This is a genomic window from Streptomyces sp. NPDC050416, from assembly GCF_044458845.1.
In the GTDB taxonomy this organism is placed as follows: Bacteria; Actinomycetota; Actinomycetes; order Streptomycetales; family Streptomycetaceae; genus Streptomyces.
Map to the genome: position 1 here is coordinate 315,656 of NZ_JBITII010000001.1, position 26,161 is coordinate 341,816.

At 71.0% G+C, this 26,161-nt stretch carries 28 protein-coding genes and 1 pseudogene; 13 read left to right on the top strand and 16 right to left on the bottom strand.

Features of this window, described 5'->3' with window-relative positions; all coding sequences use genetic code 11:
- Positions 1–79 precede the first annotated feature (79 nt).
- The 3 genes from ACIBL4_RS01465 (at position 80) to ACIBL4_RS01475 (ending at position 2,519) form a co-directional block, all read left to right on the top strand.
- Positions 80–487, top strand: a complete 408-nt coding sequence (locus ACIBL4_RS01465) for a peptidase inhibitor family I36 protein (RefSeq protein ID WP_399405329.1) — start codon at positions 80–82, stop codon at positions 485–487.
- 135 nt (positions 488–622) lie between these two features.
- On the top strand, positions 623–1,735 hold the full coding sequence (locus tag ACIBL4_RS01470) for an ABC transporter substrate-binding protein (RefSeq protein WP_399405331.1): 1,113 nt from the start codon (positions 623–625) through the stop codon (positions 1,733–1,735).
- A gap of 55 nt (positions 1,736–1,790) precedes the next feature.
- Positions 1,791–2,519 (top strand): leucine-rich repeat domain-containing protein, encoded by a 729-nt coding sequence (locus tag ACIBL4_RS01475; protein ID WP_399405333.1) that lies wholly within the window; start codon positions 1,791–1,793, stop codon positions 2,517–2,519.
- A gap of 6 nt (positions 2,520–2,525) precedes the next feature.
- On the opposite strand, the gene ACIBL4_RS01480 is transcribed toward ACIBL4_RS01475, so the two are convergent.
- Positions 2,526–3,062 carry a hypothetical protein gene (locus ACIBL4_RS01480; RefSeq protein ID WP_399405335.1) on the bottom strand — a complete coding sequence of 179 codons (537 nt, stop codon included), beginning with the start codon at positions 3,060–3,062 and terminating at the stop codon, positions 2,526–2,528.
- A gap of 209 nt (positions 3,063–3,271) precedes the next feature.
- Here ACIBL4_RS01480 and ACIBL4_RS01485 point away from each other — a divergent pair, with 209 nt between their 5' ends.
- Positions 3,272–4,162, top strand: coding sequence for a LysR family transcriptional regulator (locus tag ACIBL4_RS01485; protein ID WP_399405337.1), 891 nt, complete (start codon positions 3,272–3,274; stop codon positions 4,160–4,162).
- Positions 4,163–4,172: 10 nt separating this feature from the next.
- Here the strand turns inward: ACIBL4_RS01485 and folE are convergent, their stop codons facing one another.
- Together folE and ACIBL4_RS01495 are read right to left on the bottom strand one after the other, a co-directional pair.
- On the bottom strand, positions 4,173–4,874 hold the full coding sequence (gene folE, locus ACIBL4_RS01490; RefSeq protein WP_399405340.1) for a GTP cyclohydrolase I FolE: 702 nt from the start codon (positions 4,872–4,874) through the stop codon (positions 4,173–4,175).
- Between the two features lie 50 nt (positions 4,875–4,924).
- Positions 4,925–5,626 carry a helix-turn-helix transcriptional regulator gene (locus tag ACIBL4_RS01495; protein WP_399406528.1) on the bottom strand — a complete coding sequence of 234 codons (702 nt, stop codon included), beginning with the start codon at positions 5,624–5,626 and terminating at the stop codon, positions 4,925–4,927.
- Between the two features lie 86 nt (positions 5,627–5,712).
- On the opposite strand from ACIBL4_RS01495, the gene ACIBL4_RS01500 reads away from it, so the two are divergent.
- Positions 5,713–6,150, top strand: coding sequence for a DoxX family membrane protein (locus tag ACIBL4_RS01500; RefSeq protein WP_399405342.1), 438 nt, complete (start codon positions 5,713–5,715; stop codon positions 6,148–6,150).
- Between the two features lie 87 nt (positions 6,151–6,237).
- On the opposite strand, the gene secD is transcribed toward ACIBL4_RS01500, so the two are convergent.
- From secD to ACIBL4_RS01520, 4 genes are all read right to left on the bottom strand, one after another.
- A complete protein-coding gene (gene secD / locus ACIBL4_RS01505) occupies positions 6,238–8,520 on the bottom strand; it encodes a protein translocase subunit SecD (protein ID WP_399405344.1) in 2,283 nt (760 codons plus the stop codon).
- Positions 8,521–8,604: 84 nt separating this feature from the next.
- A complete protein-coding gene (locus ACIBL4_RS01510) occupies positions 8,605–9,018 on the bottom strand; it encodes a hypothetical protein (protein WP_399405346.1) in 414 nt (137 codons plus the stop codon).
- Positions 9,019–9,082: 64 nt separating this feature from the next.
- Positions 9,083–9,769: a response regulator gene (locus ACIBL4_RS01515; protein WP_399406530.1), complete on the bottom strand. Its 687-nt coding sequence runs from the start codon at positions 9,767–9,769 to the stop codon at positions 9,083–9,085.
- A gap of 35 nt (positions 9,770–9,804) precedes the next feature.
- On the bottom strand, positions 9,805–10,758 hold the full coding sequence (locus ACIBL4_RS01520; RefSeq protein WP_399405348.1) for a sensor histidine kinase: 954 nt from the start codon (positions 10,756–10,758) through the stop codon (positions 9,805–9,807).
- A gap of 279 nt (positions 10,759–11,037) precedes the next feature.
- Here ACIBL4_RS01520 and ACIBL4_RS01525 point away from each other — a divergent pair, with 279 nt between their 5' ends.
- Both ACIBL4_RS01525 and ACIBL4_RS01530 read left to right on the top strand, forming a co-directional pair.
- Positions 11,038–11,352: a TraR/DksA C4-type zinc finger protein gene (locus tag ACIBL4_RS01525; protein ID WP_399405350.1), complete on the top strand. Its 315-nt coding sequence runs from the start codon at positions 11,038–11,040 to the stop codon at positions 11,350–11,352.
- 57 nt (positions 11,353–11,409) lie between these two features.
- Positions 11,410–11,784 carry a TraR/DksA family transcriptional regulator gene (locus tag ACIBL4_RS01530; RefSeq protein ID WP_399405352.1) on the top strand — a complete coding sequence of 125 codons (375 nt, stop codon included), beginning with the start codon at positions 11,410–11,412 and terminating at the stop codon, positions 11,782–11,784.
- Positions 11,785–11,787: 3 nt separating this feature from the next.
- Here ACIBL4_RS01530 and ACIBL4_RS01535 read toward each other — a convergent pair whose 3' ends face one another.
- The 4 genes from ACIBL4_RS01535 to ACIBL4_RS01550 all read right to left on the bottom strand — a co-directional run bounded on the left by ACIBL4_RS01535 (position 11,788) and on the right by ACIBL4_RS01550 (position 14,836).
- A complete protein-coding gene (locus tag ACIBL4_RS01535) occupies positions 11,788–12,825 on the bottom strand; it encodes an SPFH domain-containing protein (RefSeq protein ID WP_399405354.1) in 1,038 nt (345 codons plus the stop codon).
- A gap of 4 nt (positions 12,826–12,829) precedes the next feature.
- Positions 12,830–13,261 (bottom strand): NfeD family protein, encoded by a 432-nt coding sequence (locus ACIBL4_RS01540; RefSeq protein ID WP_399405356.1) that lies wholly within the window; start codon positions 13,259–13,261, stop codon positions 12,830–12,832.
- Between the two features lie 122 nt (positions 13,262–13,383).
- Positions 13,384–13,956 carry a DM13 domain-containing protein gene (locus tag ACIBL4_RS01545; RefSeq protein ID WP_399405358.1) on the bottom strand — a complete coding sequence of 191 codons (573 nt, stop codon included), beginning with the start codon at positions 13,954–13,956 and terminating at the stop codon, positions 13,384–13,386.
- Positions 13,957–14,098: 142 nt separating this feature from the next.
- Entirely contained in the window at positions 14,099–14,836 is a 738-nt protein-coding gene (locus tag ACIBL4_RS01550) for a flavodoxin family protein (protein ID WP_399405360.1), read from the bottom strand.
- A 146-nt stretch (positions 14,837–14,982) separates the two neighbouring features.
- On the opposite strand from ACIBL4_RS01550, the gene ACIBL4_RS01555 reads away from it, so the two are divergent.
- The gene (locus ACIBL4_RS01555; protein WP_399405362.1) at positions 14,983–15,714 is read left to right on the top strand and encodes a YqjF family protein; all 732 of its coding nucleotides are present in this window, start codon (positions 14,983–14,985) and stop codon (positions 15,712–15,714) included.
- A 4-nt stretch (positions 15,715–15,718) separates the two neighbouring features.
- Positions 15,719–16,369 carry a hypothetical protein gene (locus ACIBL4_RS01560; RefSeq protein ID WP_399405364.1) on the top strand — a complete coding sequence of 217 codons (651 nt, stop codon included), beginning with the start codon at positions 15,719–15,721 and terminating at the stop codon, positions 16,367–16,369.
- Here ACIBL4_RS01560 and ACIBL4_RS01565 read toward each other — a convergent pair.
- The 4 genes from ACIBL4_RS01565 to ACIBL4_RS01580 all read right to left on the bottom strand — a co-directional run bounded on the left by ACIBL4_RS01565 (position 16,353) and on the right by ACIBL4_RS01580 (position 18,853).
- Positions 16,353–16,796, bottom strand: coding sequence for an SRPBCC domain-containing protein (locus ACIBL4_RS01565; RefSeq protein ID WP_399405366.1), 444 nt, complete (start codon positions 16,794–16,796; stop codon positions 16,353–16,355). The two genes, ACIBL4_RS01560 and ACIBL4_RS01565, sit on opposite strands and share 17 nt — an antisense overlap.
- Positions 16,797–16,798: 2 nt before the next feature.
- Complete coding sequence (locus ACIBL4_RS01570) at positions 16,799–17,149, bottom strand: metalloregulator ArsR/SmtB family transcription factor (protein WP_354742206.1); 351 nt, start codon at positions 17,147–17,149, stop codon at positions 16,799–16,801.
- Complete coding sequence (locus ACIBL4_RS01575; protein ID WP_399405369.1) at positions 17,146–17,604, bottom strand: SRPBCC domain-containing protein; 459 nt, start codon at positions 17,602–17,604, stop codon at positions 17,146–17,148. Before ACIBL4_RS01575 ends, ACIBL4_RS01570 begins: the two co-directional genes overlap by 4 nt.
- Before the next feature lie 94 nt (positions 17,605–17,698).
- Positions 17,699–18,853 (bottom strand): acyl-CoA dehydrogenase family protein, encoded by a 1,155-nt coding sequence (locus ACIBL4_RS01580; RefSeq protein ID WP_399405371.1) that lies wholly within the window; start codon positions 18,851–18,853, stop codon positions 17,699–17,701.
- A 48-nt stretch (positions 18,854–18,901) separates the two neighbouring features.
- Between ACIBL4_RS01580 and ACIBL4_RS01585 the strand changes: the two genes are divergently transcribed.
- The 4 genes and pseudogenes from ACIBL4_RS01585 to ACIBL4_RS01600 all read left to right on the top strand — a co-directional run.
- The gene (locus ACIBL4_RS01585) at positions 18,902–19,870 is read left to right on the top strand and encodes a PDR/VanB family oxidoreductase (RefSeq protein ID WP_399405373.1); all 969 of its coding nucleotides are present in this window, start codon (positions 18,902–18,904) and stop codon (positions 19,868–19,870) included.
- An 83-nt stretch (positions 19,871–19,953) separates the two neighbouring features.
- Complete coding sequence (gene icmF / locus ACIBL4_RS01590; RefSeq protein WP_399405375.1) at positions 19,954–23,181, top strand: fused isobutyryl-CoA mutase/GTPase IcmF; 3,228 nt, start codon at positions 19,954–19,956, stop codon at positions 23,179–23,181.
- A gap of 55 nt (positions 23,182–23,236) precedes the next feature.
- Positions 23,237–24,097: a 3-hydroxybutyryl-CoA dehydrogenase gene (locus ACIBL4_RS01595; protein ID WP_399405377.1), complete on the top strand. Its 861-nt coding sequence runs from the start codon at positions 23,237–23,239 to the stop codon at positions 24,095–24,097.
- A gap of 36 nt (positions 24,098–24,133) precedes the next feature.
- A pseudogene (locus tag ACIBL4_RS01600) lies at positions 24,134–24,885 on the top strand (carboxypeptidase regulatory-like domain-containing protein); the annotation flags it as partial.
- 156 nt (positions 24,886–25,041) lie between these two features.
- Here ACIBL4_RS01600 and ACIBL4_RS01605 read toward each other — a convergent pair.
- Positions 25,042–26,055, bottom strand: a complete 1,014-nt coding sequence (locus tag ACIBL4_RS01605; RefSeq protein WP_399405379.1) for a LacI family DNA-binding transcriptional regulator — start codon at positions 26,053–26,055, stop codon at positions 25,042–25,044.
- Positions 26,056–26,161 lie beyond the last annotated feature (106 nt).

A 26,161-nucleotide genomic window follows, 5' to 3' on the forward strand; every position in this document is an offset into this window, starting at 1 on the left:
TCCGCCCCGTCCCGACACACTGGCGTCCCGGACCAGACCTGACCGAGGCCCGGGCCCGTCCAAGAAGGGGGAAGGACGCATGAGGTTACGCATGCTGCTCGCCGGGGGTGCCGCCACCGTCGCGGCTCTCGGCCTGATGACCGCGCCGTCGAGCGGGGCGGACCAGGAGTCGACCGGACTGCAGTTCGGGCGGTCGGCGCAGGCCTGGGAGTGTCCGCAGGGGTACGTCTGCTTCTACTCGGGCGCCGACGGCACCGGCTCCTGGTGCAGGTCGGAGTCGTCGATCTCCGACTCGAGCTGTGGCACTCGCCGCTCGTTCTTCAACAACGGCTACGCCTCTCCCGGCCAGGATCACGTGCGTGTGTACAACAACGCCAACTACACGGGCACCATGCACGGGTGCCTGCACTACGGATGGGCCGAAGGGCGCGGCAACTTCGCCGGCGCCGTGAACATCGGCTCCTACCGGTGGGGAGGCGAGTGCTGATCGCTCGGTGACACACCCGTCCGGCGGCCGTCGTCCTGGGGTGTACCGCCCTGGGGCGACGGGGCGGTGGCCGTCCTGTGGCCTGGGGTGATGTAGGTTTCGGCAACGGAACCGTCGCGCGGGAGGCGCCCACCCATGAAGACGCCGCCACGGCCCCCTGGAGCGGAGCGGACGGACGGATCGGCCATCCGGATCGGTGCTCTCGTTCCGCTGACCCGGCCCGGGTGGGTCGAGGCGGGCCGGCACCTGCTCGCCGGGCTGGAACTGGCCGTGGGCGAGGTCAATGGCGCGGGCGGGATCGCCGGAAGGCCCCTGGAGCTGGTGGTCCGGGACACCGCGGCTGATCCGCGGAGGGCTTCGGCGGCCGTGGACGAGTTGGCCGGCCTGGGCGTGGCCGCCCTGGCCGGGGAGTATCACAGCGTCGTCGCTCGTGCCGCTGCCGCCAGGGCGGACGCCCTCGGGCTGCCGTTCCTCTGCTCGTCAGCGGTACTCGACGCGCTCACCGAACAGCCGACGCAGTGGGTCGCGCGCCTCTCCCCGCCGCAGTCCCGCGGCTGGCAGGTCTACGCGGACTTCCTCCTCGGCGCGGGCCACAGCCGCATCGCCGTAGCCGCCCAGCCGAGTGTCTACTGGGCGTCCGGAATCCGCGTTCTGCGGGACCACCTCACTCCGCGCGGCGGCACCGTCATCGAGCTCGACGCGGGCGTGCTCACCCCCGCGGCCGTCTGCGACGCACTCGTCGACCACCGCGCGACAGCCCTCCTCCTTCTGGTCGGCCATCCGGAACCGGCCGTGCCGATCGTCCGGTCCGTCCGCCGCGACCAGCGCCTCGCCGAGGTCATGATCGGTGCCCCGGCCGGGCAGCCGGAGTTCACGGAGTGGGCGGCGCTGCTGGGCGCCGACGGCACCGCGATCCCGTTCCTGCGCTACCGGCCCGAGCGTCTCCGCCCACTCGGTACACGAGTCGAGACGACCCTCCGCGAACGCCTGGCCGCAGCGCCTTCCTTCGTGGCCTTCGAGGGCTACGACACGATCACCGTCCTCGCCGACCTGCTGCGCACGCACGGCACGGACCGGGCACGCACGGCCGCCGCCTGGCCACGCGTGGATGTGGCAGGCACGCGCGGCCGGATCCGGTTCTCCCGCATGCCGGGCATCAACGTGTGGCAATGGGCCGCGCCACCGATCCAGGTCGTCGACCGAGACCCGACGCATCCGGACGGCTTCCGGATCCTCCACGCCTGTTGAGAGAGTCCCCGGGAGAGGCTGACGGTGGTGTCGCCAGTACCGTAGCGTCGGCGCCGTGCAGCTCTCACCCACCACGCTCAGCCTCTGGCGTCACCAGCTTGGGGAAGTGCCCGCGTCGGTCTGGCGGCGAACCGAGCTGGAAGTGCTGATACTGGCGGACAACGGTCTCACGGATCTGCCTTCCGAGATCGGACTGCTGCGCCGGCTCACGACCTTGGACCTCGGCCACAACCAGCTCACCTCGCTTCCTGACACCCTCGGTGACCTGGCCGAACTCAGCGGCTGCCTCTATCTGCACGACAACCGCCTGTCCCGACTCCCGGATGCGCTGGGGAACCTGACCCGGCTGCGCTATCTCAATGTCGGGGAGAACCCTCTCACCACCCTGCCCGAAACCATCGGCGGGATGGCGGAGCTCGTCGAACTGCGCGCTCAACACGGCAGGTTGACCGCTTTGCCCGCCGGCATCGGCTCCCTCCGCAAGCTGCGCGAACTCTGGCTCCGGGGGAACAAGCTGACCGGTCTGCCGGGCTCGGTCACCGAACTGGGCGAGCTACGGCACCTGGAGCTGCGGGAGAACGCGCTCGGCGAGCTGCCGGAGCCCCTGATGCGTCTGCCCCGGCTCCGGCAGCTCGACCTGCGCAGCAACCGCATCGGCCGACTGCCGGACTGGGTCGCCCGGATGCCCGCGCTGGAGAAGCTGGATCTGCGCTGGAACCCCTGCACGCCCTCCCCGCAGCTGCTCGCGGAGCTTGAGAGGCGCGGCTGCGTGGTCCTGCTGTGAAGTGACTCAGGCCTCGTCCGCCCCGGTCAGGGCTTCGGTGATCATGCGGGTGGCGAAGTCGCGGTCGTCGGTGAGCCGGTTGATGTGCTCCGCGAGGAGGAAGGCGGTGGCTTCCAGGGGATTCATCTCGTCCATGGTCCAGTCTCCGTACTGCTTGCGCCACAGGCTCGGGCTCAGGCCGGTGCCGGCCGCGACGAGCAGTCCGGCCATGGTGGGGATGGCCTCGGGTCGGACGCTCCTGGGCATCATGCGCATCGTGGCCACGAGATTGGGCACCACGCACTCGATGACGTCCTTGTCGTGGTCCTGGTAGGCCATCCGCAGCCACTGCATGAACATGTAGATGAGCGTGCACGCGCCGTCGAGGATGTCGTCGACCCCGCGCGGCCCCAAGGACACGGCGAACTGCTCGGTCAGCGCTTGCTGCTCGGCGTCGGTCCCGGACCTGCCGTCGTAGACGGCCTTGAGCCGGGAGTCGATCATCATGAGTGCCGCGCCCACATCTCCGGCGGGAGCGTGCTCGGGGTCGCAGGGCGATGACACAGGTTTCCTCCTCGGTCGACCGAGAGCAGCGCGGCGTGTTCGTACAGTAGCCCTCCCTCAGGAGTCGAGCGCCTGGTCGGGCTGAGCGGCACGGTGACGATTACGGTCAGTGCATCGGTGGTTCGTACGTCGCCGAGGCGATCCGTCACGGGACCATGGCCGGGACCGATTGGGTCGTGGGTTGTTTTCTTGAGGGACAGAGGGCGCGTATGGACGTTCGGCAGCTCGAGTACTTCCTGGCGATCGTTGATCGTGGGGGGTTCAACCGTGCGGCCTCGGCTCTGTACGTGTCGCAGCCGTCGCTGTCACAGGCCGTGCGGGCGCTGGAGCGTGATCTCGGCTCCGAGCTGTTCCATCGCATCGGGCGCAGGGCAGTCCTGACGGAGGCCGGACGGGCTCTGATCGAGCCTGCCCGGGAGGCCGTGCGGAGTCTGGAGACGGCGCGGGCCAGTGTCGCGGCGGTGCATGAGCTGCGTGAGGGGCGCCTGGATGTGGCGTCGATGCCGTCGCAGGCGGTGGAGCCGCTGACGACCTTGGTGAGTGCCTTCAGCCACCGGTACCCCGGCGTCTCGGTGGCCATCAAGGCGGCGTTCACCTCGCGTGATGTGATCGACATGGTGCGCACGGGTGCTGTGGAGCTGGGGCTGCTGGCGTCCGCCGGTCCGGTCTCCGACAAGGAGGTCGTCTCCCATGCGCTGGGGCGGCAGCGTTTTGTGCTGGTGGTGCCGGGCGACGGCCCCTTCGCTGATCGGACGGCGGTGGAGTGGCGGGAACTCGCGGGGCAGCGGCTGATCGTCGGGCAGCCGGGTACCGGGATGCGCGCCTATGTCGACGCGCTGCGGGAGCAGGGCATCGAGTTCACCGTCGCCGCCGAGACCGAGCACCGCGTGTCGCTCATGCCCCTGGTACTGGCCGGGGTCGGGCTCGCGGTGGTCACGGATTCCTGGCGGGACGTCGCCCGGCGACTGGGCGCCCGCGTCCTGGACATCGAGCCGGAGACCACCTTGGACATCGCCCTCGTCAGCCGGCGCGGCAGCCTGTCGCCCGCGGCCGCCGCGTTCGTCACGGCCGCCACCTCGGCCGCCGACAGCACCGCTTAGACCAAGCCGGTCAGGTGTGCAGCCCCGTCAGGGACAGGAACTCGGCGCGTGAGCGGGCGTCGTGGCGGAGTGTGCCGAGGAGGGTGGAGGTGAGCGTGCTGGAGCCGGTGGCCTGGACGCCACGCAGGGTCATGCAGCTGTGCTCGGCCTCGATGACGACGCCGACGCCCTTGGGTTCGAGATGGGCCTGGAGCCAGTCGGCGACCTGCTTGGTCAGGCGTTCCTGGACCTGGGGCCGGCAGGCGAAGTGCTCGACCACGCGGGCCAGTTTGGACAGGCCGAGGATGCGGTGGCCGGGGAGATAGCCGACGTGGGCGGTGCCGGTGAAGGGCAGCAGATGGTGCTCGCACACCGAGCGCACCGGGATGCTGCGGGCCAGCACGAGCTCGTCGTAGCCCTCGTCGTTGGGGAAGGTCGTCAGGTCGAAGGGGCGGGGGCTGAACAGTTCGGCGTAGGCGCGGGCCATGCGGCCCGGTGTGCCGTGCAGGCTCTCGGTGCTGGTGTCGATGCCGAGTGCGGCGAGGAAGCGTGCGGCGGCGCGTTCGGCTTCGGCCAGGTCTATGCCGTCGGTGTCGTGAACGACGCGCAGTGGGGTGGGGGCGGGTGCCGCCGTCTGCGGGCGGGGAATGCTCGCGGAGGGGGCGGGCAGGTCGGCGGTGCCCGATGGGTGGCTGCCCGATGCGTGGCTGTTGATCGATCCGGCGAGATCCATGACGTACCTCTCGTGTGACGGGGAAGGGGGCTGGCGGGCGGCGAGTGGCGTCAGGGACTCGCGGTCGCGGGCGGGGCGGAAGCCGGCTCCAGACGGACACAGCAGTGGCCGGGGCTGGGTGCCAGGCGGGCGTGGAGACTGCTGTCCTCGAGACCGTCGAGGACGCCCCGGAGCAGGTGGAGGTTCATGCCGCACACCGTCTGGGTGTGTTCCCGGGCGAGCGCGTGGAAGGGGCAGTTGCCCAGCACGATCGCGTCGCCGTCGATGCGGGGCTCGAACCCGTGCCGCTCCAGGAGGTCGAACACCCCTGAGCCGCCCTGCCCGGCGAGCCGGCCGCCGAGACGGTGGGCCTTGCGGTGCAGGACGGCGCGGACCGGTTCGCCCGTGGCCTCGGATTCCTCCAGGGCCTGGGCGAGGAGCCGTCCGGCCAGCTCGTAGTGGCGCTCGGGCAGGCTGACGGTGACCTGCTTGGCGGAGCGCTTGTAGAGCTTGGCCGGCCTGCCCGCTCCCGGGCCGGTACGCCCGCTGCGGCGTTCGTAGACGACGTCGAGGAGTGCCTCGTCGGCCAGGCGGTCCAGGTGGAAGGCAGCGGTCTGGCGCGCCAGGCCGAGAGCGGCGGCGGCCTCGTCACGGCTGACCGGCCCCGGCTGGCGCACGACGTGGTCGTACAGCCGCCTGCGGGTCGGCTCGTCCAGGGCGGCGACGGCGGAGACGTCCGGGTGGGGTGCTTCGTTCGGGTGGTCCACGAACACCAGTGTAAAACCCATGGGCATTGACTAAAGAAGCTGCCCGCGCTTCTATTGATAGCGAGAGTTGTCGATAGAAGGAACGGTGCGTCATGACGTCCACAACCCACCCCTCCCCGTCCGTCGGCTCCCGGCGGGCCGCGCTCGGCGACCCCGGCTACCAGGCGTTCGTCATCCTGCGCGTCGGGTTCACGGTGGCGCCGATCCTGTTCGGGCTGGACAAGTTCACCAACCTGCTCGTGGACTGGCCCGCCTACCTCGCGCCGTGGATCGACGACATCGTGCCCGGCAGCGCCCAGGCCGCCATGTACGCCGTCGGTGTCGTCGAGATCGTCGCCGGTCTCGCCGTCGCTCTCGCCCCGCGCTTCGGGGCCTGGCTGGTGGCCGGCTGGCTGGCCGGCATCATCGTCAACCTGCTGACCATCCCGGACTACTACGACATCGCGCTGCGCGACTTCGGCCTCCTGCTCGGCGCGGTCGCCCTCGCCCGGCTCGCCCAGCGCTACCACGGCGAGCGGCAGCCGCACTGACTGACACGGCGGCGCGGACGGACGGGGGAAGGCGGGTGAGCGTCGAGCGGCTCACCCGCCTCACCCACGTCCGGTCCCCCGGCCGGGTCAGGTGCGGACGGACGGCTGCCGGGGCGGGGTGCGGTGGTGGAGCCGGATCGCCACCGGGGCGGCGGTGAGGACGGAGGAGTACGTCCCGACCACGAGGCCGATGAGCAGGGCCAGGGCGAAGTCGGTGAGCGAGGACCCGCCGAGCAGGGCGAGGGCGGTGAGGATGAACGCGGCGCCCAGACCCGTGTTCACGGTCCGGGGCAGGGTCTGCACGACGGCCCGGTCGGTGAGGTCGGGCAGCGGCACCTCGGGAGTCCTGCGGGCGAGTTCCCTGATGCGGTCGAAGAGGACCACGGAGTCGTTGACCGAGTAGCCGATGACGGTGAGCAGGGCCGCCAGGAACACCCCGTCGACCGGCCTGCCGAGCCAGGCGAAGACACCGACGAGGATCACCACGTCGTGGGCGAGGGCGACGACCGCCGCCGTGCCGAACACCCACCGGAAGCGTGCCGCGAGGTAGACGAACTGGGCGCCCAGAGCCACGGCGAGCGCGATCAGCGCGCCCCGGCGCAGTTCCTCCCCCAGGCTCGGGCCGACCAGCTCGTCACGGACCTTGTCGGCTCCGCCCGCGAGATCGCGCACGGCACCGGTGACCTCCGTCTCCTCGGCGTTGGTCAGCGGATCGGTGCGCACGGTCAGGCCCGCTTCGCCGGAGGACTGGACGACGGCCCGGGGGAACCCGGCGTCGGCCAGCGCGGTGCGGACCCGGTCGGGGTCGACGGGGTTGGTGGTGGCGTACTCGATCAGGCGGCCACCGGTGAACTCCACGCCGAGGTCGATGCCGCGCACCGCGATGCCCGAGCCGGCCAGCACCAGTGCGGCGGCCGACACGGCCAGCCAGCGGCCCGGCCGGCGCATCAGCCGGGGGTTGCGGCGGGTGAGGCGGTCGCGGACCGCGCCGGTGCCGGCGATGCCGGTGAGGCTGGGGCGGCGGCGTACCCGGGGACGGCTCACGGCGACCTCGGCGAGCACGCGGGTGATCACCAGCGCGCTGAACAGGGAGGCGAGCACACCGATGCCCAGGGTGACGCCGAAGCCGCGCACCGGCCCGGAGGCGAGGAAGAACAGCAGAGCGGCCGCGATCAGCGTGGTGATGTTGGAGTCGGCGATCGCGCTGAAGGCGTTGCGGAACCCGGCGGCCAGCGCCGAGCGGGTACTGGGGCTTCGGCGGGCCGCGTACTCCTCGCGGGCCCGTTCGAAGACCAGCACGTCGGCGTCCACGGCCATGCCGATCGCGAGGACGAAACCGGCCAGGCCCGGCAGGGTCAGGGTGGCGCCGAGCGCGGCCAGGGCGGCGTAGGAGACGAGGCCGTAGCAGACCAGGCCGACGGCGGCCAGGACACCCATCAGCCGGTAGACGCCGATGATGAACAGCGCGGTCAGCGCGGTGCCTATGGCCGCCGCCCAGGCGCTCGCGGTGATGGCCTGCGCCCCCAGGGTCGGGCCGACGGTGCGCTGCTCCACGGTCTCGACGGGCACGGGCAGGGCTCCGCCGTTGACGAGCAGGGAGAGTTCACGGGCCTCCTCCGGGGCGAAGGAGCCCGTGATCTGCGTGGCCCCGTCGCGGATGCCGGTCCGGCAGGCGACGGACGGGTCGACCTGCGGCGAGGAGATGACCTTGTCGTCGAGGACGATGGCGACCCGCCGCGCCGGGTCGCCCGCCGGGTGACAGGCGGCCTCGCCGGTCAGCCGGGCCCAGCCGGCGCGGCCGTCCCCCTCGAAGCCGACGGTGACATGCCATCCGGCTCCACCCTGCTGGTCGAACCGGGCGGCGGCCTCCTTGACGTCCTCGCCGGTCAGCGCCGCGGCCCCGAGGCGCAACGGCGTGCCGGACTCGTCGGGCAGGACCCGTTCCCGGGGCGGTTGCTTCGGCAGCGGCGGGGAGGCCTCGTCGGGGCGGCCGGTGGGGCGGTCGGCGGTGGGGTCGGCGGTGCCGAGCACCGGGTGGAAGGTGAGCTGCGCGGTACGGCCCAGCACCTCGGCCGCGCGCTTCGGGTCCTGCACGCCGGGCAGTTCGACGATGATCCGGTTCTCGCCGGAGCGGACGAGCGTGGGTTCGGCGACGCCCAGTCCGTCGATACGGCCGCGCAGCACCTCCAGGGTGCGGTCGGTGGCCTCACGGCCGGCGTCGGTGGTGGGCGTGGAGCGGGTTTCCAGCACGAGCTGCGTACCGCCGCGCAGGTCGAGTCCGAGGCGGACCGGCACGGTGACGGCGATGTAGAGGGAGAGGGTGATCACGGCGAGGGCGAGCAGCGCCCTCGCGCGCACGGAACGGTTCAACGGGGGCCTCCGGCATGCGCGACCACGGCCACGCGGGCATGGCCGTGGTGCTGTCGGGAGAGGAAAAGGGTGGGTGTGGGGGTGTCAGATGCCGGAGGACACAGGGGGTGCTCGCCCACGGTCACGGAGTGCGTGGGGATCCGAGGAGGGGATGTGCGCGGCCGGTGCTGGGAGTCGCAGGGCGGCGGGTGGCGTGACATCCGTGCTGGGGGTGCAGGCGGTGGTGAGGTGCCCGCGCGGGGCGGGGTGCTCGCGCGGCGCGTTGGTGCAGACGGTGTCGTATCCATCGTCGGCACGCGGCCCGTTGGCCCCGACAGCTTCACACCCGTCGTCGGCACAGGGCCCGTTGCCCGCGTGTCGGTCGACCGCTGCCACGGCGGTGGCCACGGGCTCGGTCGTCGTGCCGGGTGGCGGACCGGCGATGCCGAGTGTGGCCAGCAGCGCCAGGACGACGGCCGCCAGGAACGTGGCGGGGGTGGTGCGCGCGGTGTGGTGCATGCACCGTCCCCCTTTCATCGTGGTGCGCGGCCTTTCATCGTGGTGCGCGGCGCGGGCCTGCGGCTCAGGCTTCGATCAAGCCGGCACGGATGGCGTATCGCGTGAGTTCGAGGCGGTCGCGCAGGCCGAGTTTCTGGAGCAGGTTGGCGCGGTGCCGCTGGACGGTCTTGATGCTGATGAACAGCAGGTCGGCGATCTCCTTGGACGAATGCCCCTCGGCCACCAGCTTGAGGACCTCTTCCTCGCGGGGTGTGAGGATCCGCTCGGGCGTCTCCTCGCCGTGGCGGGCCCTGTCGAGGTAGTTGCGGATCAGTGCGGTGACCGCGCCCGGATACAGGAAGGGCTCGTCCCGCATCGCGGCCCGGCACGCGGCGACCAGGTCCCGGTCGGCGACGGACTTCAGCACGTACCCGTTCGCGCCGGCCTTCAGGGCCTGGAAGAAGTACTGCTCGTTGTCGTGCATCGTGAGCATCATGATCCGCAGGCCCGGCTTGAGAGCGGCCAGTTCCCGGGCGGCCTGGAGGCCGGTCAGACGCGGCATGGCGATGTCCAGCACGGCCAGGTCGACTTCGCGGATGCGGGCCATCTCGATGGCCTCGGCGCCGTTCCCGGCCTCGGCGACCACTTCGAGGTCCGGTTCCCGGTCGAGGATGAGCCGCACGCCGCGGCGCACCAGCGCATGGTCGTCGGCGAGCAGGATGCGGATCCTGCTCGTCCCCGACGTCGCGGAAGTGACGGTCGTGGCGGTCATGGCCGTCGTGGTCGTCGTGGTCGCTTCGGGCATGGTCAGGGCTGCTTCCTGGATACGGGCGCGGTGAGCTGGACCCGGGTGCCGGTGTCGGGTGCCGGGGTGATCTCGAGGCTGCCGCCGATGAGCAGGGCCCGCTCGCGCATGCCGCGGATGCCGGCGCCTTCTCGGGGGGCCTCGACGCCGCAGCCGTCGTCGGTGACGGCCAGCACCACCCGGTCATCGGTGTGGTGCAGGGCGACGGTGACCCGGGTGGCGTCCGCGTGCCGGGCGACGTTGGTCATCGACTCCTGGGCGACGCGGTACAGGACCAGTTCCGTCTCCGGCCCCAGGACCGGCAGGTCGGCATCGAAACGGCGGGTGACCTGCAACCCGGTGTGGGTGGCGAAGTCCTCGGTGAGCGACGTCAGCGCGCTGACCAGGCCCAGGTCGTCCAGCACACCGGGCCGCAGCCTGCGCGCCAGGCGGCGGACCTCGTCGAGGCTCTCCCGGGTGATCTCCTGCATCTCGTGCAACTGCTCGCGCAGCGGCGGCGGTGCCTCGTCCGAGGCGCGCTTGAGCTCCAGCAGGATCGCGGTCATGCTCTGGCCGACCTCGTCGTGGAGTTCCTGCGCGATGCGGCGCCGTTCGGCCTCCTGGGCCAGCAGGGCCCGGGCACTGCTCGTGGCCCTTTCGTGCTCCAGCCGCTCCAGCATGGCGTTGAAAGTACGGATGACCTCGGTGATCTCGCCGCCGCCGGATGCGGGCAGGCGCTGGCCGGGACGCAGCAGGTCCACGGTGGTCATCAGCTTCGTGAGCCGGCCCAGCGGGGCCAGGCCGAGCCCGAGCAGCGCGGCGTTGGCGACCAGCATGACGACCAGACCCCCGACGAGGATGATCGCCTCGGTGAGCAGGACGGGCACGGAGACGGTCACCGGGGCCCACAGCAACAGGGCCGTGGCCGTGCCCAGCACCACGGCGTTGAGGGCGAAGATCCGCCAGAACAAGGACAACCGCCCTCAGCCTCTCTCCTGGAAAACGCCGGGAACCCCTGGAACTCCCGGAACTCCTCGAACCCCTGGAAAGAGCCTGCCCGGTCTCGAACGCCCCGTCGATGGGGCCCGACCCCCATTTCGCCGGTCGTGCACCATCCACGACGCGGCCGCGTGGATCCCCCGCCCCGGCACAAATGGGCCCCGCGCCCGATAGGTATCGGCCACCGGCCCGGCCAGGGTGGCAGAGACACGAACCGCCCAGGTATGCCGCCTGTGCCGCCGAGAAAGGGACCGATCATGTCGCTCGATGTCACCCGGGCCGAGCCCCGTCTGCACGACGCCCGTCAACGACTGGAACACGCCCGCACCTCACGGCTGGCGCAGTTGCGGGCCCTCGACGAGACCGGCCCCAGCGCCGACGACGACCCCCTGCTGGCCGTCCAGAAGACCGCGATGGAGCGAGTCCTCCAGGAGATCGAGGAAGCGTTCGCCCGCATCGAGGACGGCACCTACGGAACGTGCCTCGGCTGCGCCAAACCCATCCCCGCGGAACGCCTGGAGATCCTCCCCTACACCCGCTACTGCGTCGCCTGCCGCCGCCGCACCGCCTGACCGACCGACTGCCCGACGCCCGTACCGACCTTCTACGCCCTGCCTCGAAGGGGTGACGTGGTGACCGACCAGACCATCGGCGAGAGCACGACCCACCTGTCGGCCGACGACCTCGCCGCCCTGCGCGAGAACCTGCACGAGCAGCGTCTGTTCCGCCAAGAGCAACTGCGCCAGCTCGCCGGACCCGCCACCTCCCGTGCCGAGGACCGGAACCGGCGGCAGACAGCCGCGCAGGCGGAGGTCCGCGTCAAGCTCGCGGCGTCCGCCCGTATGGTCCTCGCCGACGTCGAAGCGGCCCTCACCCGTATGCGGCAGGGCTCCTACGGCACCTGCCAGCTGTGCCGGCGCCCCGTCGACCGGCAGCGGCTGATGATCGTGCCGCAGGCCCGCTACTGCGCCCGCTGCCAGCAGGTCAAGGAGGCGCTCCCGTGACCGTCAGCGAGGCGGGTGGGACGGGAGGGCGTCGGGGCCGGCGTTCTCGGCCTTGGCGGCGTCGGCGAGGGCCGCGGCAGCGGCTTGCGCCGCCTGTGCGGTGTCGTCGGCGGCCTGGGCGGCCATGTCGTCCGAGGGTTTCTCGACGGTGGCTGGGGACCGGGGCAGCACCTCGGTGAAGGCGCGGGACATGCCCTGGAGCGCGGCGGTGATCTCGCTGGGGATCACCCAGAAGTTGTTGCCCGGGCCTTGCGCGAGCTGGGGCAGTGTCTGGAGGTACTGCCAGGCGAGCAGCTTCGGGTCGGGGTCGTTGCGGTGCACGGCCTGGAACACCTCGTCGATGGCCCGGGACTGGCCCTCGGCCTGGAGGATCGCGGCCGTGCGGTTTCCCTCCGCGCGCAGGACGGCGGCCTGCTTGTCGCCTTCGGCGGTGAGAATCTGCGACTGGCGTTGCCCTTCGGCCCCGAGGATCGCGGCTCGCTTGTCCCGCTCGGCTCGCATCTGCTTCTGCATCGCGTCCTTGATGGACTGTGGGGGGTCGATGGCCTTGATCTCCACCCGGTTGACCCTCAGTCCCCACTTGCCGGTGGCCTCGTCCAGCACGCCGCGGAGCTGGCTGTTGATGGTGTCCCGTGAGGTGAGGGTCTTTTCCAGGTCCATGGATCCGACGACGTTGCGCAGGGTGGTGACGGTGAGCTGTTCGACCGCCTGCAGGAAATTCGCGATCTCGTAGAAAGCCGCTCGCGGATCGGTGACCTGGAAATACAGAACGGTGTCGATTTCGACGACCAGGTTGTCCTCGGTGATGACCGGCTGCGGTTTGAAGGAGACGACCTGTTCCCGTAGGTCGATCACGGGGTGAACACGGTCGATGTAAGGGATCACGAGGCTGAGGCCTGGATTCAGGGTCCGGTGGTAGCGGCCGAGTCGCTCGACATTACGCGCGCGTGCCTGCGGCACGATGCGGACCGCCCGCACCACGGTGAAAACCGCGATCAGCGCGACGATCAGGCCGGCAATCAGGAACGCCGAGGTTTCCATGGTTTCAGTCCCGGGGGTAGACGATCGCGGTGGCGCCGCTGATCTCCATGACGTCCACGGTCTTTCCGGCAGGAATCACCAGCGTTTCGTCGTAGGCGCGGGCCGTCCACTCTTCGCCGTCGATGCGGATCCTGCCGCCCAGGCCCGTCACCTCCGAGACGACATAGGCGGCCCTGCCGACCAGTGCGTCCACGCCGAACCGCTGCGTCTGGGGCTGGAAGACGTGGCGCAGCGCGATGGGGCGCACGAACAGCACGGTGACTGTTGCGACGACCGTGAACACCAGGAATTGCAACGGCAGTGGCAGCCCGACCGCGGCGGAGCCCGCCGTGACCAGCGCGGCCGCACTGAGCATTCCGAGCGCGGCGGTAAGGGTGAAGATCTCCGCCGCGGCCAACACGGCTGCGATGATCAACCAGATCAGCCATGGGTCCATTGCGTGCCTCTTCTGACGGCGCCGGCGCGGAGAGCCTGACTCCTACCATTGGACCCCCGAATCGGACGGCCGCGATAGCCCTGGGGAAGGAAATCCTGACGGCGGAGGTCCGGGCCGATCCGTCAGACTCGGGCGAGTTCGGCGGCGCCGAACGACACGTCGAAGCGGTCGCACCAGATGCTCACGCTGCCGTAGCCCGACGGATCCACGTCAGGGGGCAGGGCGTAGTTCTGACTTCCCTTGTTGCCCTTCAGTTTGCCGAGGCTGACGTACTTCCCGTCGTCGAAGACGTGCCACCCGGCCTGCCCCTGCTTCACCGGCGCGTCGGTCAGCCAGACGCGCAGGTCCGGTCCGTTGCTGGTGTCGAGGTTCTCCAGCCGGAGGACATGGGAGCCGTCGGTCAGCCGTACGAGCTTCACCGTGCCCGATGTCGCGTGCTCGTGGCTGATCAGCTCGCCACGGGCCAGCGTCTGCGGGCCCGTGGCCGGGGAGGGCGGCTCGGACGGTCGGCCCGAGGGCGCCGCGGCGGGAGGAGCGGAGTTCTCCACGACCCCGGGCAGCGCCTCTTGGACGGTCTCGTCCTGCCACAGCTTCCACGGCTGGAACCAGTACAGCCCGAAGCCGACCCCGGCGACCACCGCCACCAGCACCGCGATGGCCAACGGCCCGGTGAATACCTTGCGCACGCGCCCCATCCCTCCTCGTCTCCTGAGACGTTCCTGTTGCTCTCCCATTCAACGGAGGCCGGCGGCCGGGCAGTACCCCGCAGCCGATGACGAAATCCTTACGCCGCACCGTCGGCCACGGGGATGGAGAACAGCGGGACCCCGGTCCCGCTCAGCGATGCTCGGGGTTGTCCGCCCCTGGTCGGCAGCCCGCGTCCCACTCCGTGCGCTGGTTGCCGTGGGCCGGGATCCCTCCGGCGCGTTTGAGCAGGGCCGCAAGGTGCATCAGGTTCCAGGTCATGAATGCGGTGTTGCGGTTGGTGAAGTCGTTCTCCGGGCCGCCCGAGCCGGGGTCCAGGTACGAAGGGCCGGGCCCCGCAGCGCCGACCCAGCCGGCGTCGGCCTGCGGCGGGACGGTGTAGCCGAGGTGCTGGAGGCTGTAGAGGACGTTCATGGCGCAGTGCTTGACGCCGTCCTCGTTGCCGGTGATCAGACACCCTCCGACTCGTCCGTAGTAGGCGTACTGTCCCTGGGAGTTGAGCAGGCTGGAGCAGCTGTACAGGCGCTCGATGATCTGCTTGGTGACGGAGCTGTTGTCACCCAGCCAGATGGGTCCGGCCAGGACCAGGATGTCCGCGGCCATCACCTGCTCGTACAGCGCCGGCCAGCTGTCGGTGGCGAAACCGTGCTCGGTCATGTCGGGGTAGACGCCCGGCGCGATGTCCTCGTCGACCGCGCGGACGAGTTGCGTGGTCACCCCTTGCGCGTCCATGATCGCCCGGCTCTTGTCGACAAGTCCCTGGGTGTTACTGATTTGGGGCGATGGCTTGAGCGTGCAGTTGATGAAGAGGGCGTGCAGGTCGTCGAAGCGGTATCCGTCCTCGGCGGACGGGGCCGGCGGTGCTGCCATGGCGGACTCCGGGGGAGAGCGGTCAGGGGTGAGGGGCGGGTGCCAGGGGTAGCGTCTCGCGTCAACCGCGTGCTGCCCGGTTACGACGCACCGGCCGGGTGGCCGACCTTGCGTTTCCGTCCGCCACCCCGGGAAACCCGCCGTGTGTGGTCGCGTACGGAGCCGAGCAGCGGGTGCGCGTTCCCGCGCTTCGGGCCGGCTGGCTGCGGCAGACGTTCGTCCACTGGGCCTTTCCGCCGGCCGCGGTCCAGGCGCTGTTGCCCGAGGAGCTGGTGGTGGACGAGTACGAGGGGGCGGCCTGGGTGGGGCTCACTCCCTTCGTGATGGCGGATGTGCGCCCTCCCGCGGTGCCCGCCGCGGTGCCGGGGCTCCCGGCGTTCGCGGAGACCAATCTGCGGACCTTCGTCCGGCACCGGGACGGGCCCGGCGGGCTGTGGTTCCTGTCCATCGAGGTGGCCTGCCCGTTGATGCTCGCGGCCCGGGCCGTCGGCGCGCCGTACCACCCGGGCACGCTGAGCGTCTCCCTGGACGGGGACACCTTTTGGTACGCCGGGTCCAGGTGGGCCGGCGAGGCCTCCTACCGCCTGGTGGTCCGGCCCGGCGACCCGATCACACCCACCGAGCGGGACGTGTGGCTGACCTCGCGCTGGCGGGCGTACACCCGTCGGCTCGGCATGCTCTGGGAGACGCCGGTCGAGCACGAGCCCTGGCCGCTGGCGGACGCCGCCGTCGACGTGATCGAGGAGACGCTGACCGCCGCGGCAGGCCTGCCCGCGCCCACCGCCCAGCCCCTGGTGCACTTCTCGGAAGGAGTGCGCCACGTGCGGCTGGGGGTGACGAGGCCGCGTGGCCCGGCTCCGGGCCAGGCCGGGGAGTAGCACCGTGAGCCGCACGCGCGGCACCCGCGGAGGGCGCTCGCGGCTGCGCTTCGACGGCTGGATCGCGGGCGTGGGCACCTCCTCCGGGACGCGCGTCGTGCTGGGGCACTGGCAGCGGTCGCCGTTCGGGGCGTTCAGTGACGTGATGATCGAGCGGGCCGACGGGGAACGGCTGCTGCTCGCCCCCTCACACCGGACGGCGGACTTCGTCAGTGCCACCTACGGCTTCGACACGGTGCGTGTCGTGCCGGTCGAGGTGAGCGTCGCGGACGACACCTGGACGGTCACCGCGGGGCCTCTCGAGCTGGTCTTCACCGTGGGCCGGCGACGGCCAATGGGTGTCCTCCTGGCGACGGTACCCGGCCTGCTCGCCGCCCGCCCGGCGTGGGCCGCCCTGACGAACGGGCCCGCCCACCTGCTGCCGACCCACGTACGCACCCGCGGCCGTACCGGCGCGCGACGCCGCGAGTGGTACGGCGTACGGGACATGCGGCCGGTCGGAGCGGTGTCCGCGGTCTTCGAGGACCGCGACCTCGGTGTGCTGGCGCCGGTCGAACCCCCCGTGCGCTTCGGGTTCGGTTCGGTGCCCCGGAAGCCCACGCTCACGCGGGTCACGACGACGGTGGAGCTGGGCCGGCCTAGTGCCAGTCGCTGATCCGGACGTCGTCGGGTGCGGGCCTGCCGCGTCCGGTCTCCACGAAGTCCTTGAGGCTCAGCAGGAAGGTCGCCCACTTCGTGCCGCAGTGGTGCATGAATTCGACCGGCTCACGCCAGCCCTCGTGCTTGAACAGGACGATCGTGTAGTCGTCGCGCCGGCTGAGGTTCCAGTCGATCTCGGTCCCGATCCACTCCGCGGGGCCGTCCGTGACGCGCCACCGCACCCGGCCGACCGGGTCGAGCTCCAGGATCTCCATGTCGAAGCCGCCGACGTCGCCGAAACGGAACGCCAGCTGACCGCCGACCTCGCTCTTGCCGGTGGTGTCGGTCGTCCACCAGCCGGCGATGCCCTCGGGCGTCGCGATGGCACGGTAGACGTCGTCCAGCGGCGCGACGGCGCCGATGCGATGCAGGATGTCGGGCATCTTCATTCCCCTTCGGTGTGGTCACGGCTGCGTTCGATCGCCTCCGCGATGTGCTTGATCCGGCGCAGTCGGGCGTCCCAGGACGTGCCGACCGCGGCCAGTTGCGCGGCCGCGCGGGCGAGTTGTGCCTCGTCGACCCGGTAGCGCCGCTCGCGGCCGGCCGGCTCGGCACGGACCAGCCCGACCCGGTCGAGGACGGCGAGGTGTTTGGACACGGCCTGCCGGGTGAGGGGCAGGCCCGCGCTCAGTGAGGTGGCCGTTCCGGCTCCGGACGCCAGAAGCAGGTCGATCAGCGTGCGCCGGGTGGGGTCACCGATCGCCGACCACAGCTCGTCGTCGACCGGCGTGCTCATGAGGCCGACACCAGCCGCGCGATGTACGCGTCCAGCCGGGGGATGTAGTGGTCCCAGCCGCTCACGTGATCGCGGTACTGCTCCTCGAGAACGGCGACCTCCCAGCCCATCTCGCGGAACCCGGTCTCGGTCATCCGCACCCGCGTCCCCTGCTCCGTCGGCAGCAGGTCGAAGGTGACCAGCAACGAGTCCCCGCCCCGTTCGGCGCCGGTGTAGCACCACCTGAACGAGAACCGGGACGGCGGATCGACCTCGACGACGGTGAGCGCGACGGTCATGGTCTCGCCGGTCGTCTCGTCCCGCCAGAAGAGCTCACCGGGCGCGCCCGGCACGGACTTGAACCGCGCGTCGTCCGGCCACCACTCCCGCATGTGCTCCGGCTTGCTGACGACCTCGAAGACCACCTCCGGTGACGCGTCGACGTGGATCTCGCGCTCGATGCTGCCGTATTCCATGCCCGAACCCTTTCGCAACCTTTAGTTGCGTATCAGCGTACGACAGCGAACGTTTACGCGCAACGTTTGGTTGCGTCTCGGCTCGACGTCGTCATCAGCTGTCGGCGACGCCCGTGCGCGGCTGCCGGTAGGGCCGCAGCGCGCGGCGCGCTATGGCGAAGCGGTGCGTCTCCGACGGGCCGTCGTAGATGCGGAACGGCCGCACCTCCCGGAACAGGCGGGCCAGCGGGGCGTCTTCGGCCGAGATGCCGAGCGCTCCGCAGATCTGCACCGCGCGGTCGACCACCCGGTTCACCGCCTCCGCCACGAAGGTCTTGGACACCGAGGTGAGCTGCGAGGCGGCTGCGGAGCCGGTGTCCAGTTCCCAGGCCGTGCGCAGGATCAGGGCGCGGCTGGCCTCGATGTCGATCTCGGAGTCGGCCAGCATCTGCTGGACCATGCCGAGGTCGCCCAGCGCCGAGCCGAACGCCATCCGGCTCCCCGCCCGCTCCAGCGCCACGTCCTGGGCGCGGCGGGCGGCTCCCAGCCAGCGCATGCAGTGCGTCATCCGGGCGGGGCCGAGCCTGACCTGGGCGCCCTCGAAGCCGTGGTCCACCGCGCCGAGCACCTGCTCCTCCCCCACGACGCACTCCTCGAAGGCGATCTCGCTGTGCCCGGCGAAGAGCGACTCGTCGAGGGTCTCGATGGTCCGGACGAGGTGCATGCCGGGGTTGCCGGCGTCGACCAGGAACATGGTGGCGCCGCCCGGGTCGCCGGGGCTGCCGGAGGTACGGGCCATGACGATGGTGAAGCCGGCTCCCTCGGCACCGGTGATGAACCACTTGCGCCCGTCGATGCGCCAGCCGCCGGGGACCCGGGTCGCGGTGGTCCGCAGGGAGCGGGGATCGGCACCCGCACCAGGCGCCGGTTCGGTCATGGCGAAGCAGGACCGCGATTCACCCGCGGCGAGCGGACGCAGATACCTCTGCTTCTGCCCTTCGGTGGCCACCTTCTCCAACAGGTGCATATTGCCCTCGTCCGGGGCCGCGCAGTTCAGCGCCAGCGGGCCGAGCAGGGAGTAGCCCGCCGCTTCGAACACCACCGCCTGCCCGCGCAGGTCGAGCCCGTGTCCGCCCCAGCGCGCTGGCACGTGCGGAGCGAAGACCCCCGCGTCAAGGGCGGCCTTCTGCAGGGTCTCCCGCAGGGCCTCGGGGGCGTCGTGCACGGACCCGCCGCACTCGCGCTCGGCCGGGATGACCACCTCGCGCACGAACTCGGCTGTGTCCGAGGCGAGTTGAGTGACAGTCGGAGAATCATCATGAACGTCCAACTGACCTCGGTCGACACGACCCTTGTCGTGGCGGCCCGTACCCTCGCCGCCGACGGCGTCGTCTCCCTCACCCTGCGCCGCCCCGACGGCGGGATGCTCCCCGCCTGGACACCGGGCTCCCACATCGACGTATTCCTGAACGGTGACGACGGGGGCCTGATCCGTCAGTACTCACTGTGCGGAGATCCGGCCGCGCGCGACTCCTGGCAGATCGCCGTGCTGCGCGAGCCGCAGGGCCGCGGAGGCTCCGCGTACATCCACGACCACCTGCGCGAAGGCACCGTCCTGCGGGCCCGCGGACCGCGGAACAACTTCCCGCTGCGGCCCGCCGCACGCCATCTGTTCATCGCCGGCGGCGTCGGTATCACGCCCATCCTCCCGATGGTGGAGGCCGCCGAGGCCGCGGGGGCCGACTGGCGTCTGCTGTACGGCGGGCGCACCCGTACCTCCATGGCGTTCCTGGACCGCCTCGCCCCGCACGGGGACCGGGTCCTCGTCCGTCCGCAGGACGAGTACGGTCTGCTGGACCTCGCCGCCCACCTCGGCGTACCCGAGGAGGACACGCTGGTGCACGCCTGCGGTCCCGAGCCGCTGTTGCGGGCGGTGCAGGAACACTGCGGGCACTGGCCTCCCGGCACGCTGGGCGTCGAGCGGTTCGCTCCGGTAGGCACGGACGCGACCGGCCAGGCCGAGGCCTTCGAGGTGGAGCTCGCCCGGTCCGGGCTCACCCTCACCGTGCCGGCGGACCGCTCGGTGCTCGAAACCGTGGAGCAGGCCGGTGTCGCGGCGGACTTCTCCTGCCGGGAAGGCACGTGCGGCACCTGCGAGACCGACGTACTCGACGGCAAGCCCGACCACCGCGACTCCCTGCTGACCGAGGACGAGCGGGCCGCCGGTGACACCATGCTCATCTGCGTCTCCCGCTCGTGCGGAACTCGCCTCGTCCTGGATCTGTGACGGCGATCACCCCCTGCGATTTACTAGGACGTCCTAGTATCTCTTCTGTCGGCAGTACCCCCGCCCCGTCCGGGAAGGCCCCCATGAGCGATCTGCACCGACCCGTGCACCCTGTCCGCCTGGTCACGGCTTCGGCTCTGTTCGACGGGCATGACGCGTCGATCAACATCATGCGGCGCATCTTCCAGTCCCAGGGCGCCGAGGTGATCCACCTCGGGCACAACCGGTCGGTGCGGGAGGTCGTGGACGCCGCTGTGGAGGAGGACGCCCACGGTGTCGCCGTCTCGTCGTACCAGGGCGGGCACGTGGAGTACTTCGAGTACCTGGTCGAGTCGCTGCGCGCGGCGGGAGCCGACCACATCCGTGTGGTGGGCGGCGGAGGCGGCGTCATCGTGCCCGAGGAGATCTCCCGGCTGCGCGGCAGCGGGGTGACCATCTTCTCCCCCGAGGACGGGCAGCGGATGGGCCTGGCCGGGATGGTCAACTCGGTCGTGAAGGACTGCGACTTCGACCTCTGGGACGGCAAGCCGACCGACGCGTCCGCCGTGCTGGCGGGCGACCGGTTCGCCATCGCCCGCGCCATCACCGGCGCGGAACTGGGCAAGCTGCCCCCGGATCTCCTGGAGCGGCTGCGGGCCGCCGCCGCGGCACGTGTCATGCCGGTGCTGGGCATCACCGGCACGGGCGGCTCGGGCAAGTCGTCACTGACGGACGAGTTGGTGCGCCGCTTCCGCCTCGACCAGCAGGACAAGCTGCGGATCGCCGTGATCGCGGTCGACCCGACCCGCCGCCGCGGCGGCGGAGCACTGCTCGGCGACCGGATCCGCATGAACTCCCTGGACGGCAGCCGGGTCTTCTTCCGCAGCCTGGCCACCCGTGGCAGTCGCGAGCTGCCCGAGCACCTCACCGATGTCATCGACGTGGTCAAGGCCGCCGGGTTCGACCTGGTGATCGTGGAGACGCCGGGCATCGGCCAGGGTGACGCGGCGATCGTGCCGTTCGTCGACACCTCGCTGTATGTGATGACACCGGAGTTCGGTGCCGCCTCGCAGCTGGAGAAGATCGACATGCTCGACTTCGCCGACGTCGTGGCGATCAACAAGTTCGAGCGGCGCGGCGCGCAGGACGCGCTGCGTGACGTGGGCCGCCAACTGATCCGCAACCGGGAGGCGTTCGGCAAACGGCCCGAGGACATGCCGGTGTACGGCACGTCGGCGGCGACGTTCAACGACGACGGTGTCACCGCGCTTTACCAGCACCTGAAGACGGGCCTGGCGGAGAAGGGCCTGCCGCTGTCCGAGGGCGCGCTGGCACCGGTCGCGGTACGCCACTCCTCCGGCATCCGACAGGTCGTCCCCGCAGGCCGGGTGCGCTACCTCGCCGAGATCACCGACACGGTCCGCGCGTACCACGCCGAGACCGCGCGCCTGGCCGAGGCGGCCAGGCGGCTGCAGCGCCTGGAGGCGGTGAGGGACGAGCTCGTCGAGGCCGGCTCCGACGCTGTGAACGTGCACTCGCTGCTCGACGACGCCCGCAAGCAGCTCCCGCACCAGATCACGGAGCAGATCGGGAACTGGCCCGCCGTCATCGCCTCCTACTCCGGGGACGAGCAGGTGGTGAAGGTCCGGGACAGGGAGATCCGCACCAAGCTGACCCGCGAGTCCCTGTCCGGGAACAAGGTCCCGCGCGTCGCCCTGCCCCGCTTCACCGACCATGGGGAGCTGGTGCGGTTCTGGCGCGGGGAGAACCTGCCCGGCTACTTCCCCTTCACGGCAGGGGTGTTCCCCTTCAAGCGCGACGGCGAGGACCCGGCCCGGATGTTCGCCGGTGAGGGCGATCCGTTCCGTACGAACCGGCGCTTCAAGCTGCTCTCCGAGGGCCAGCCGGCCACCCGCCTGTCCACCGCCTTCGACTCGGTCACTCTCTACGGCCGCGACCCGGACGAACGCCCCGACATCTACGGCAAGGTCGGCACGTCCGGCGTGTCGGTGGCCACGCTCGCGGACATGAAGGCACTCTACGACGGCTTCGACCTGACCTCACCCACGACCTCGGTCTCCATGACCATCAACGGCCCCGCGCCGACGATCCTGGCGTTCTTCCTCAACACCGCGATAGACCAGCAGACGGAGAAGTTCCGGGCCGCCGAGGGCCGCGACCCGTCTCCCGAGGAGGCGGCCGAGCTGCGGGCCCACGCGCTCGCGAACGTGCGCGGCACGGTGCAGGCCGACATCCTCAAGGAGGACCAGGGCCAGAACACCTGCCTGTTCTCCACCGAGTTCTCGCTGCGGATGATGGCCGACATCCAGGAGTGGTTCATCGCCCACAAGGTCCGCAACTTCTACTCCGTGTCCATCTCCGGCTACCACATCGCCGAAGCCGGCGCGAACCCCATCAGCCAGCTCGCCTTCACCCTCGCCAACGGCTTCACCTACGTCGAGGCCTATCTGGCCCGGGGCATGCACATCGACGACTTCGCCCCGAACCTGTCGTTCTTCTTCTCCAACGGCATGGACCCCGAGTACTCCGTCCTCGGCCGGGTCGCCCGCCGGGTCTGGGCCGTCGCGATGAAGGAGAAGTACGGGGCGAACGAACGCAGTCAGAAGCTGAAGTACCACGTCCAGACCTCCGGACGCTCCCTGCACGCCCAGGAAATGGACTTCAACGACATCCGCACCACCCTCCAGGCCCTCACGGCCATCTACGACAACGCGAACTCGCTGCACACCAACGCCTACGACGAGGCCGTCACCACCCCGTCCGAGGAGTCGGTGCGGCGGGCGCTGGCGATCCAGCTGGTCATCAACCGCGAGTGGGGCCTGGCGATGAACGAGAACCCCCTCCAGGGATCGTTCATCATCGACGAACTCACGGACCTGGTGGAGGAGGCCGTCCTCCAGGAGTTCGAGCGGATCAGCGAGCGCGGCGGTGTGCTGGGCGCGATGGAGACCGGCTACCAGCGGGGCCGCATCCAGGACGAGTCGATGCTGTACGAGCAGCGCAAGCACGACGGCTCCCTGCCCATCATCGGCGTCAACACCTTCCTCCGCCCCGGCGGCGACAGCCGGCCCCAGGAGCTGGAACTCGCCCGGGCCACCGAGGAGGAGAAGCAGTCCCAGCTGGAGCGCGTGCGGGACTTCCACGCCGGCCACCGCGACCAGGCCCACGACGCCCTTGCCGCTCTCAAGCGCGCGGCGACGAGCGGCGACAACGTCTTCGCCGTCCTCATGGACGCCACCCGGGTCTGCTCGCTCCAGCAGATCACCGAGGCCTTCTTCGAGGTGGGCGGCCAGTACCGCCGCAACGTCTGACCCAGCCCCGTAGCCCGGAAACCACCCCGCAGCGCCTCACCAGATAGGACCTCAGATGGATCCCGTTACTCGCATCGGCGTGGTCGGATGCGGCCTCATGGGCTCCGGCATCGCCGAAGTCGCGGCCCGCAGCGGCATCGACGTCCGAGTCGCCGAGGCCACACCGGACGCGCTGGAGGCAGGCCGCCGCCGGCTCACCGCCTCACTCGACCGAGGCGTACGGCGTGGCAAGCTCGGCGAGGAGCAGCGGGACCAGGCCCTCGCCAGGCTCTCCTTCACCCACGACCTCAGCGACCTGGCCGACCGCCAGTTCGTCGTCGAGGCGGTCGCCGAGAACCGCGACATCAAGACGGACGTCCTGCGCACCCTCGACAAGGTGGTCGAAGACCCGGCGGCGGTCCTGGCCACCAACACCTCCTCCATCCCCATCGTCGATCTCGCGGTCGTCACCGAGCGGCCCGCGCAGGTCATCGGCATGCACTTCTTCAACCCCGTGCCCGTGCAGCAGCTGGTGGAGCTCATTCCCGCCCTCACCACCAGCGCGGACACCGTGCGGCGCACCCGCGGCTTCGCCGAGCAGCTGGGCAAGCAGGCCATCCAGGCGCCCGACCGCTCCGGCTTCGTCGTCAACGCCCTCCTCGTGCCCTACCTGCTGAGCGCGGTACGGATGGTGGAGTCGGGCGCCGCGCGGCCGGAGGACATCGACCGGGGCATGGAACTCGGCTGCGCCCACCCCATGGGGCCGTTGCGGCTGCTCGACCTCATCGGCCTCGACACCGCCCAGGCCGTGGCCGAGTCGATGTACGAGGAGTTCAAGGAGCCGCTGTACGCCCCGCCGGCCCTCCTGCGCCGCATGGTCGCCGCGGGCCACCTCGGCCGCAAGAGCGGCCGGGGCTTCCACACTTACGACGCCTGAACGACGCGCGTGGGGGCCAACCCTAGGCAGATCCGCATTTTGGTCAGCGGCCACGTCAGCGGCGCCGAGTCGGCAGCCGTGCCGCGGGCGTCGGTCACCCTGATCTCGCTCGGCGGGCGGCAGGAGGGCCGCGTGGTGGCCCACCCGGACGGTTCGTACACCGTGGACGCGCCGGGCGCGGGAAGCTACGTGCTCATCGCCTCCGCCGAGGGCTACCAGCCACAGGCCTCCACGGTGGTGGTCGGCGAGGAGCCGGTCCCGTACGACATCCTGCTCTCCGGCACCAGCGGCCTGGCCGGCACGGTCAGGTCGGCGGATCACCAGGAGCCGGTCTCCGGCGCCATGGTGGTCGCCGCCGACGTGCGCGGCGACGTGCTCGCCGCCGGGCTGACCGACGCGGACGGCACGTTCGGCTTCGCCGAGCTGGTGCCCGGCCAGTTGACCCTCGCGGTGACCGCATCCGGCTACCGGCCGGTCGCGCTGCCCGTCGAGATCGCCGCGCGGGGCGTCACCAGGACCGAGGTCGAACTGTACTCCTGCGGATGCAGGGCGTGGTGCACGCCGCGGGCCGGCCGCTGGGCGATGCGCGGGTCACGCTCGTCGACGCGGCCGACAACGTGGTGGCCCCCACGACCACCGGCGAGGACGGCGGCTACGCCTTCACCGACCTGGACGGGGGCGAGTACACGGTGATGGCGGCCGGCTACCCTCCGAAGGTCCCCACCCTGACCGTGCGCGGCTCGGGCGTGGAGAGCCACGACATCGAGCTCTCCCACCCGGGCCAGTGACAGTCACCGGGCCGGACGCGCCGAGAGCGGAAGCGCGCCCGGCCCGGCGGTGAGAGACCCGGGCCGGCGGTGAACCCGGGCCGGGCGTCCCGCCGAGCGCCGGCGGGCTTCGGCGAGCGTGCCCTGGGCGGCCGTCATACTCGTCCGTCAGGCCCGTCAGGCGCTCGACCGGACGACCAGCCGCGTGGGCAGGATCAACGGGGTGGGGTCGTGTCCGTTGACGACCGTGACGAGCATGCGCGCCATCTCCCGCCCGAGAGCCGCTATGGGCTGATGGACGGTGGTGAGGGGCGGATCGGCGACCTGGGCGACGGTCAGGTCGTCGAAGCCGACCACAGCGACGTCGGCGGGGACCGCCCGGCCGGCCGAGCGCAGCGTGCGCAGCGCGCCCGCCGCCATGTTGTCGTTGGCGGCGAACACCCCGTCCAGGTGGGGATGGTGCGCCAGCAGGACGGCCATGGCGGCGGCTCCACTGGGCTCGGTGAAGTCCCCCTCCTGCGGCGGCAACGGATCGAGCCCGGCCGCCAGCAAGGCGTCCCGGTAGCCGCGGTACCGGGCCCGCCCGGCCTCGGTGTCCAGACGCCCGCAGATCGCGGCCACGCGAGTCCGGCCGCGTGACACGAGGTACTCGGTCGCCTCGCGCGCTCCGCCGACGTTGTCGACGTCCACGTACCACCGGGGAGTCGAACCGACCGGGCGCCCTCCGAACACGACGGGCATCTCCGCCTCCTCGGCTATACCGGCCAGCGGGTCGTCCTCGCGCAGCGCCATCAGCATGACGCCGTCGGCGCCCTTGGTCCGGAAGAGCTCCTCCACCCGCTTGCGGCCCCGGTCGGAAGCGGCCAGGCACAGCATCAGATGCAGGTCGGCCTCCTCCAGAGCGGTCGACGCCCCCACGATCACCTGGGCGTAGAACGGATCCGCGAAGATCGACGGATCCTCTCCCGAGACGACCAGGGCGGCCGCTCCCGTCTGACGCGTGGCCAGGGCACGGGCGGCCGGGTTGGGCACATAGCCGAGTTGCCGGACGGCCCGTTCGACCGCCTCCCGTTTGGCACGGCTGACATGCGGAGCGTTGTTGAGGGCGCGGGAGGCCACGGAGCGGGAGACACCGGCGCGTTCGGCCACCTCGTCGAGCGTCGGCTGCCGGCGCGGCGCGGCTTGTGCCATGGACCACGAGCCTTTCCCTCAGGGAGAGTTCTCGACCCTCACAGGACTGGGATCGCTTCCAGTCCAAGGCTTCATCAAGGCGTGTTCTCGCCATACGCATCGCATT

What these genes read in the sequence shown, in the direction of transcription:
- ACIBL4_RS01465 (WP_399405329.1), top strand. Translation starts at nt 80, where the DNA reads ATGAGGTTACGCATGCTGCTCGCCGGGGGTGCCGCCACCGTCGCGGCT.
- ACIBL4_RS01470 (WP_399405331.1), top strand. Translation starts at nt 623, where the DNA reads ATGAAGACGCCGCCACGGCCCCCTGGAGCGGAGCGGACGGACGGATCG.
- ACIBL4_RS01485 (WP_399405337.1), top strand. Translation starts at nt 3,272, where the DNA reads ATGGACGTTCGGCAGCTCGAGTACTTCCTGGCGATCGTTGATCGTGGG.
- folE (WP_399405340.1), bottom strand. Translation starts at nt 4,874, where the DNA reads ATGGATCTCGCCGGATCGATCAACAGCCACGCATCGGGCAGCCACCCA.
- ACIBL4_RS01500 (WP_399405342.1), top strand. Translation starts at nt 5,713, where the DNA reads ATGACGTCCACAACCCACCCCTCCCCGTCCGTCGGCTCCCGGCGGGCC.
- ACIBL4_RS01510 (WP_399405346.1), bottom strand. Translation starts at nt 9,018, where the DNA reads ATGCACCACACCGCGCGCACCACCCCCGCCACGTTCCTGGCGGCCGTC.
- ACIBL4_RS01515 (WP_399406530.1), bottom strand. Translation starts at nt 9,769, where the DNA reads ATGACCGCCACGACCGTCACTTCCGCGACGTCGGGGACGAGCAGGATC.
- ACIBL4_RS01525 (WP_399405350.1), top strand. Translation starts at nt 11,038, where the DNA reads ATGTCGCTCGATGTCACCCGGGCCGAGCCCCGTCTGCACGACGCCCGT.
- ACIBL4_RS01535 (WP_399405354.1), bottom strand. Translation starts at nt 12,825, where the DNA reads ATGGAAACCTCGGCGTTCCTGATTGCCGGCCTGATCGTCGCGCTGATC.
- ACIBL4_RS01540 (WP_399405356.1), bottom strand. Translation starts at nt 13,261, where the DNA reads ATGGACCCATGGCTGATCTGGTTGATCATCGCAGCCGTGTTGGCCGCG.
- ACIBL4_RS01545 (WP_399405358.1), bottom strand. Translation starts at nt 13,956, where the DNA reads ATGGGGCGCGTGCGCAAGGTATTCACCGGGCCGTTGGCCATCGCGGTG.
- ACIBL4_RS01550 (WP_399405360.1), bottom strand. Translation starts at nt 14,836, where the DNA reads ATGGCAGCACCGCCGGCCCCGTCCGCCGAGGACGGATACCGCTTCGAC.
- ACIBL4_RS01565 (WP_399405366.1), bottom strand. Translation starts at nt 16,796, where the DNA reads ATGCCCGACATCCTGCATCGCATCGGCGCCGTCGCGCCGCTGGACGAC.
- ACIBL4_RS01570 (WP_354742206.1), bottom strand. Translation starts at nt 17,149, where the DNA reads ATGAGCACGCCGGTCGACGACGAGCTGTGGTCGGCGATCGGTGACCCC.
- ACIBL4_RS01575 (WP_399405369.1), bottom strand. Translation starts at nt 17,604, where the DNA reads ATGGAATACGGCAGCATCGAGCGCGAGATCCACGTCGACGCGTCACCG.
- ACIBL4_RS01585 (WP_399405373.1), top strand. Translation starts at nt 18,902, where the DNA reads ATGAACGTCCAACTGACCTCGGTCGACACGACCCTTGTCGTGGCGGCC.
- icmF (WP_399405375.1), top strand. Translation starts at nt 19,954, where the DNA reads ATGAGCGATCTGCACCGACCCGTGCACCCTGTCCGCCTGGTCACGGCT.
- ACIBL4_RS01595 (WP_399405377.1), top strand. Translation starts at nt 23,237, where the DNA reads ATGGATCCCGTTACTCGCATCGGCGTGGTCGGATGCGGCCTCATGGGC.
- ACIBL4_RS01605 (WP_399405379.1), bottom strand. Translation starts at nt 26,055, where the DNA reads ATGGCACAAGCCGCGCCGCGCCGGCAGCCGACGCTCGACGAGGTGGCC.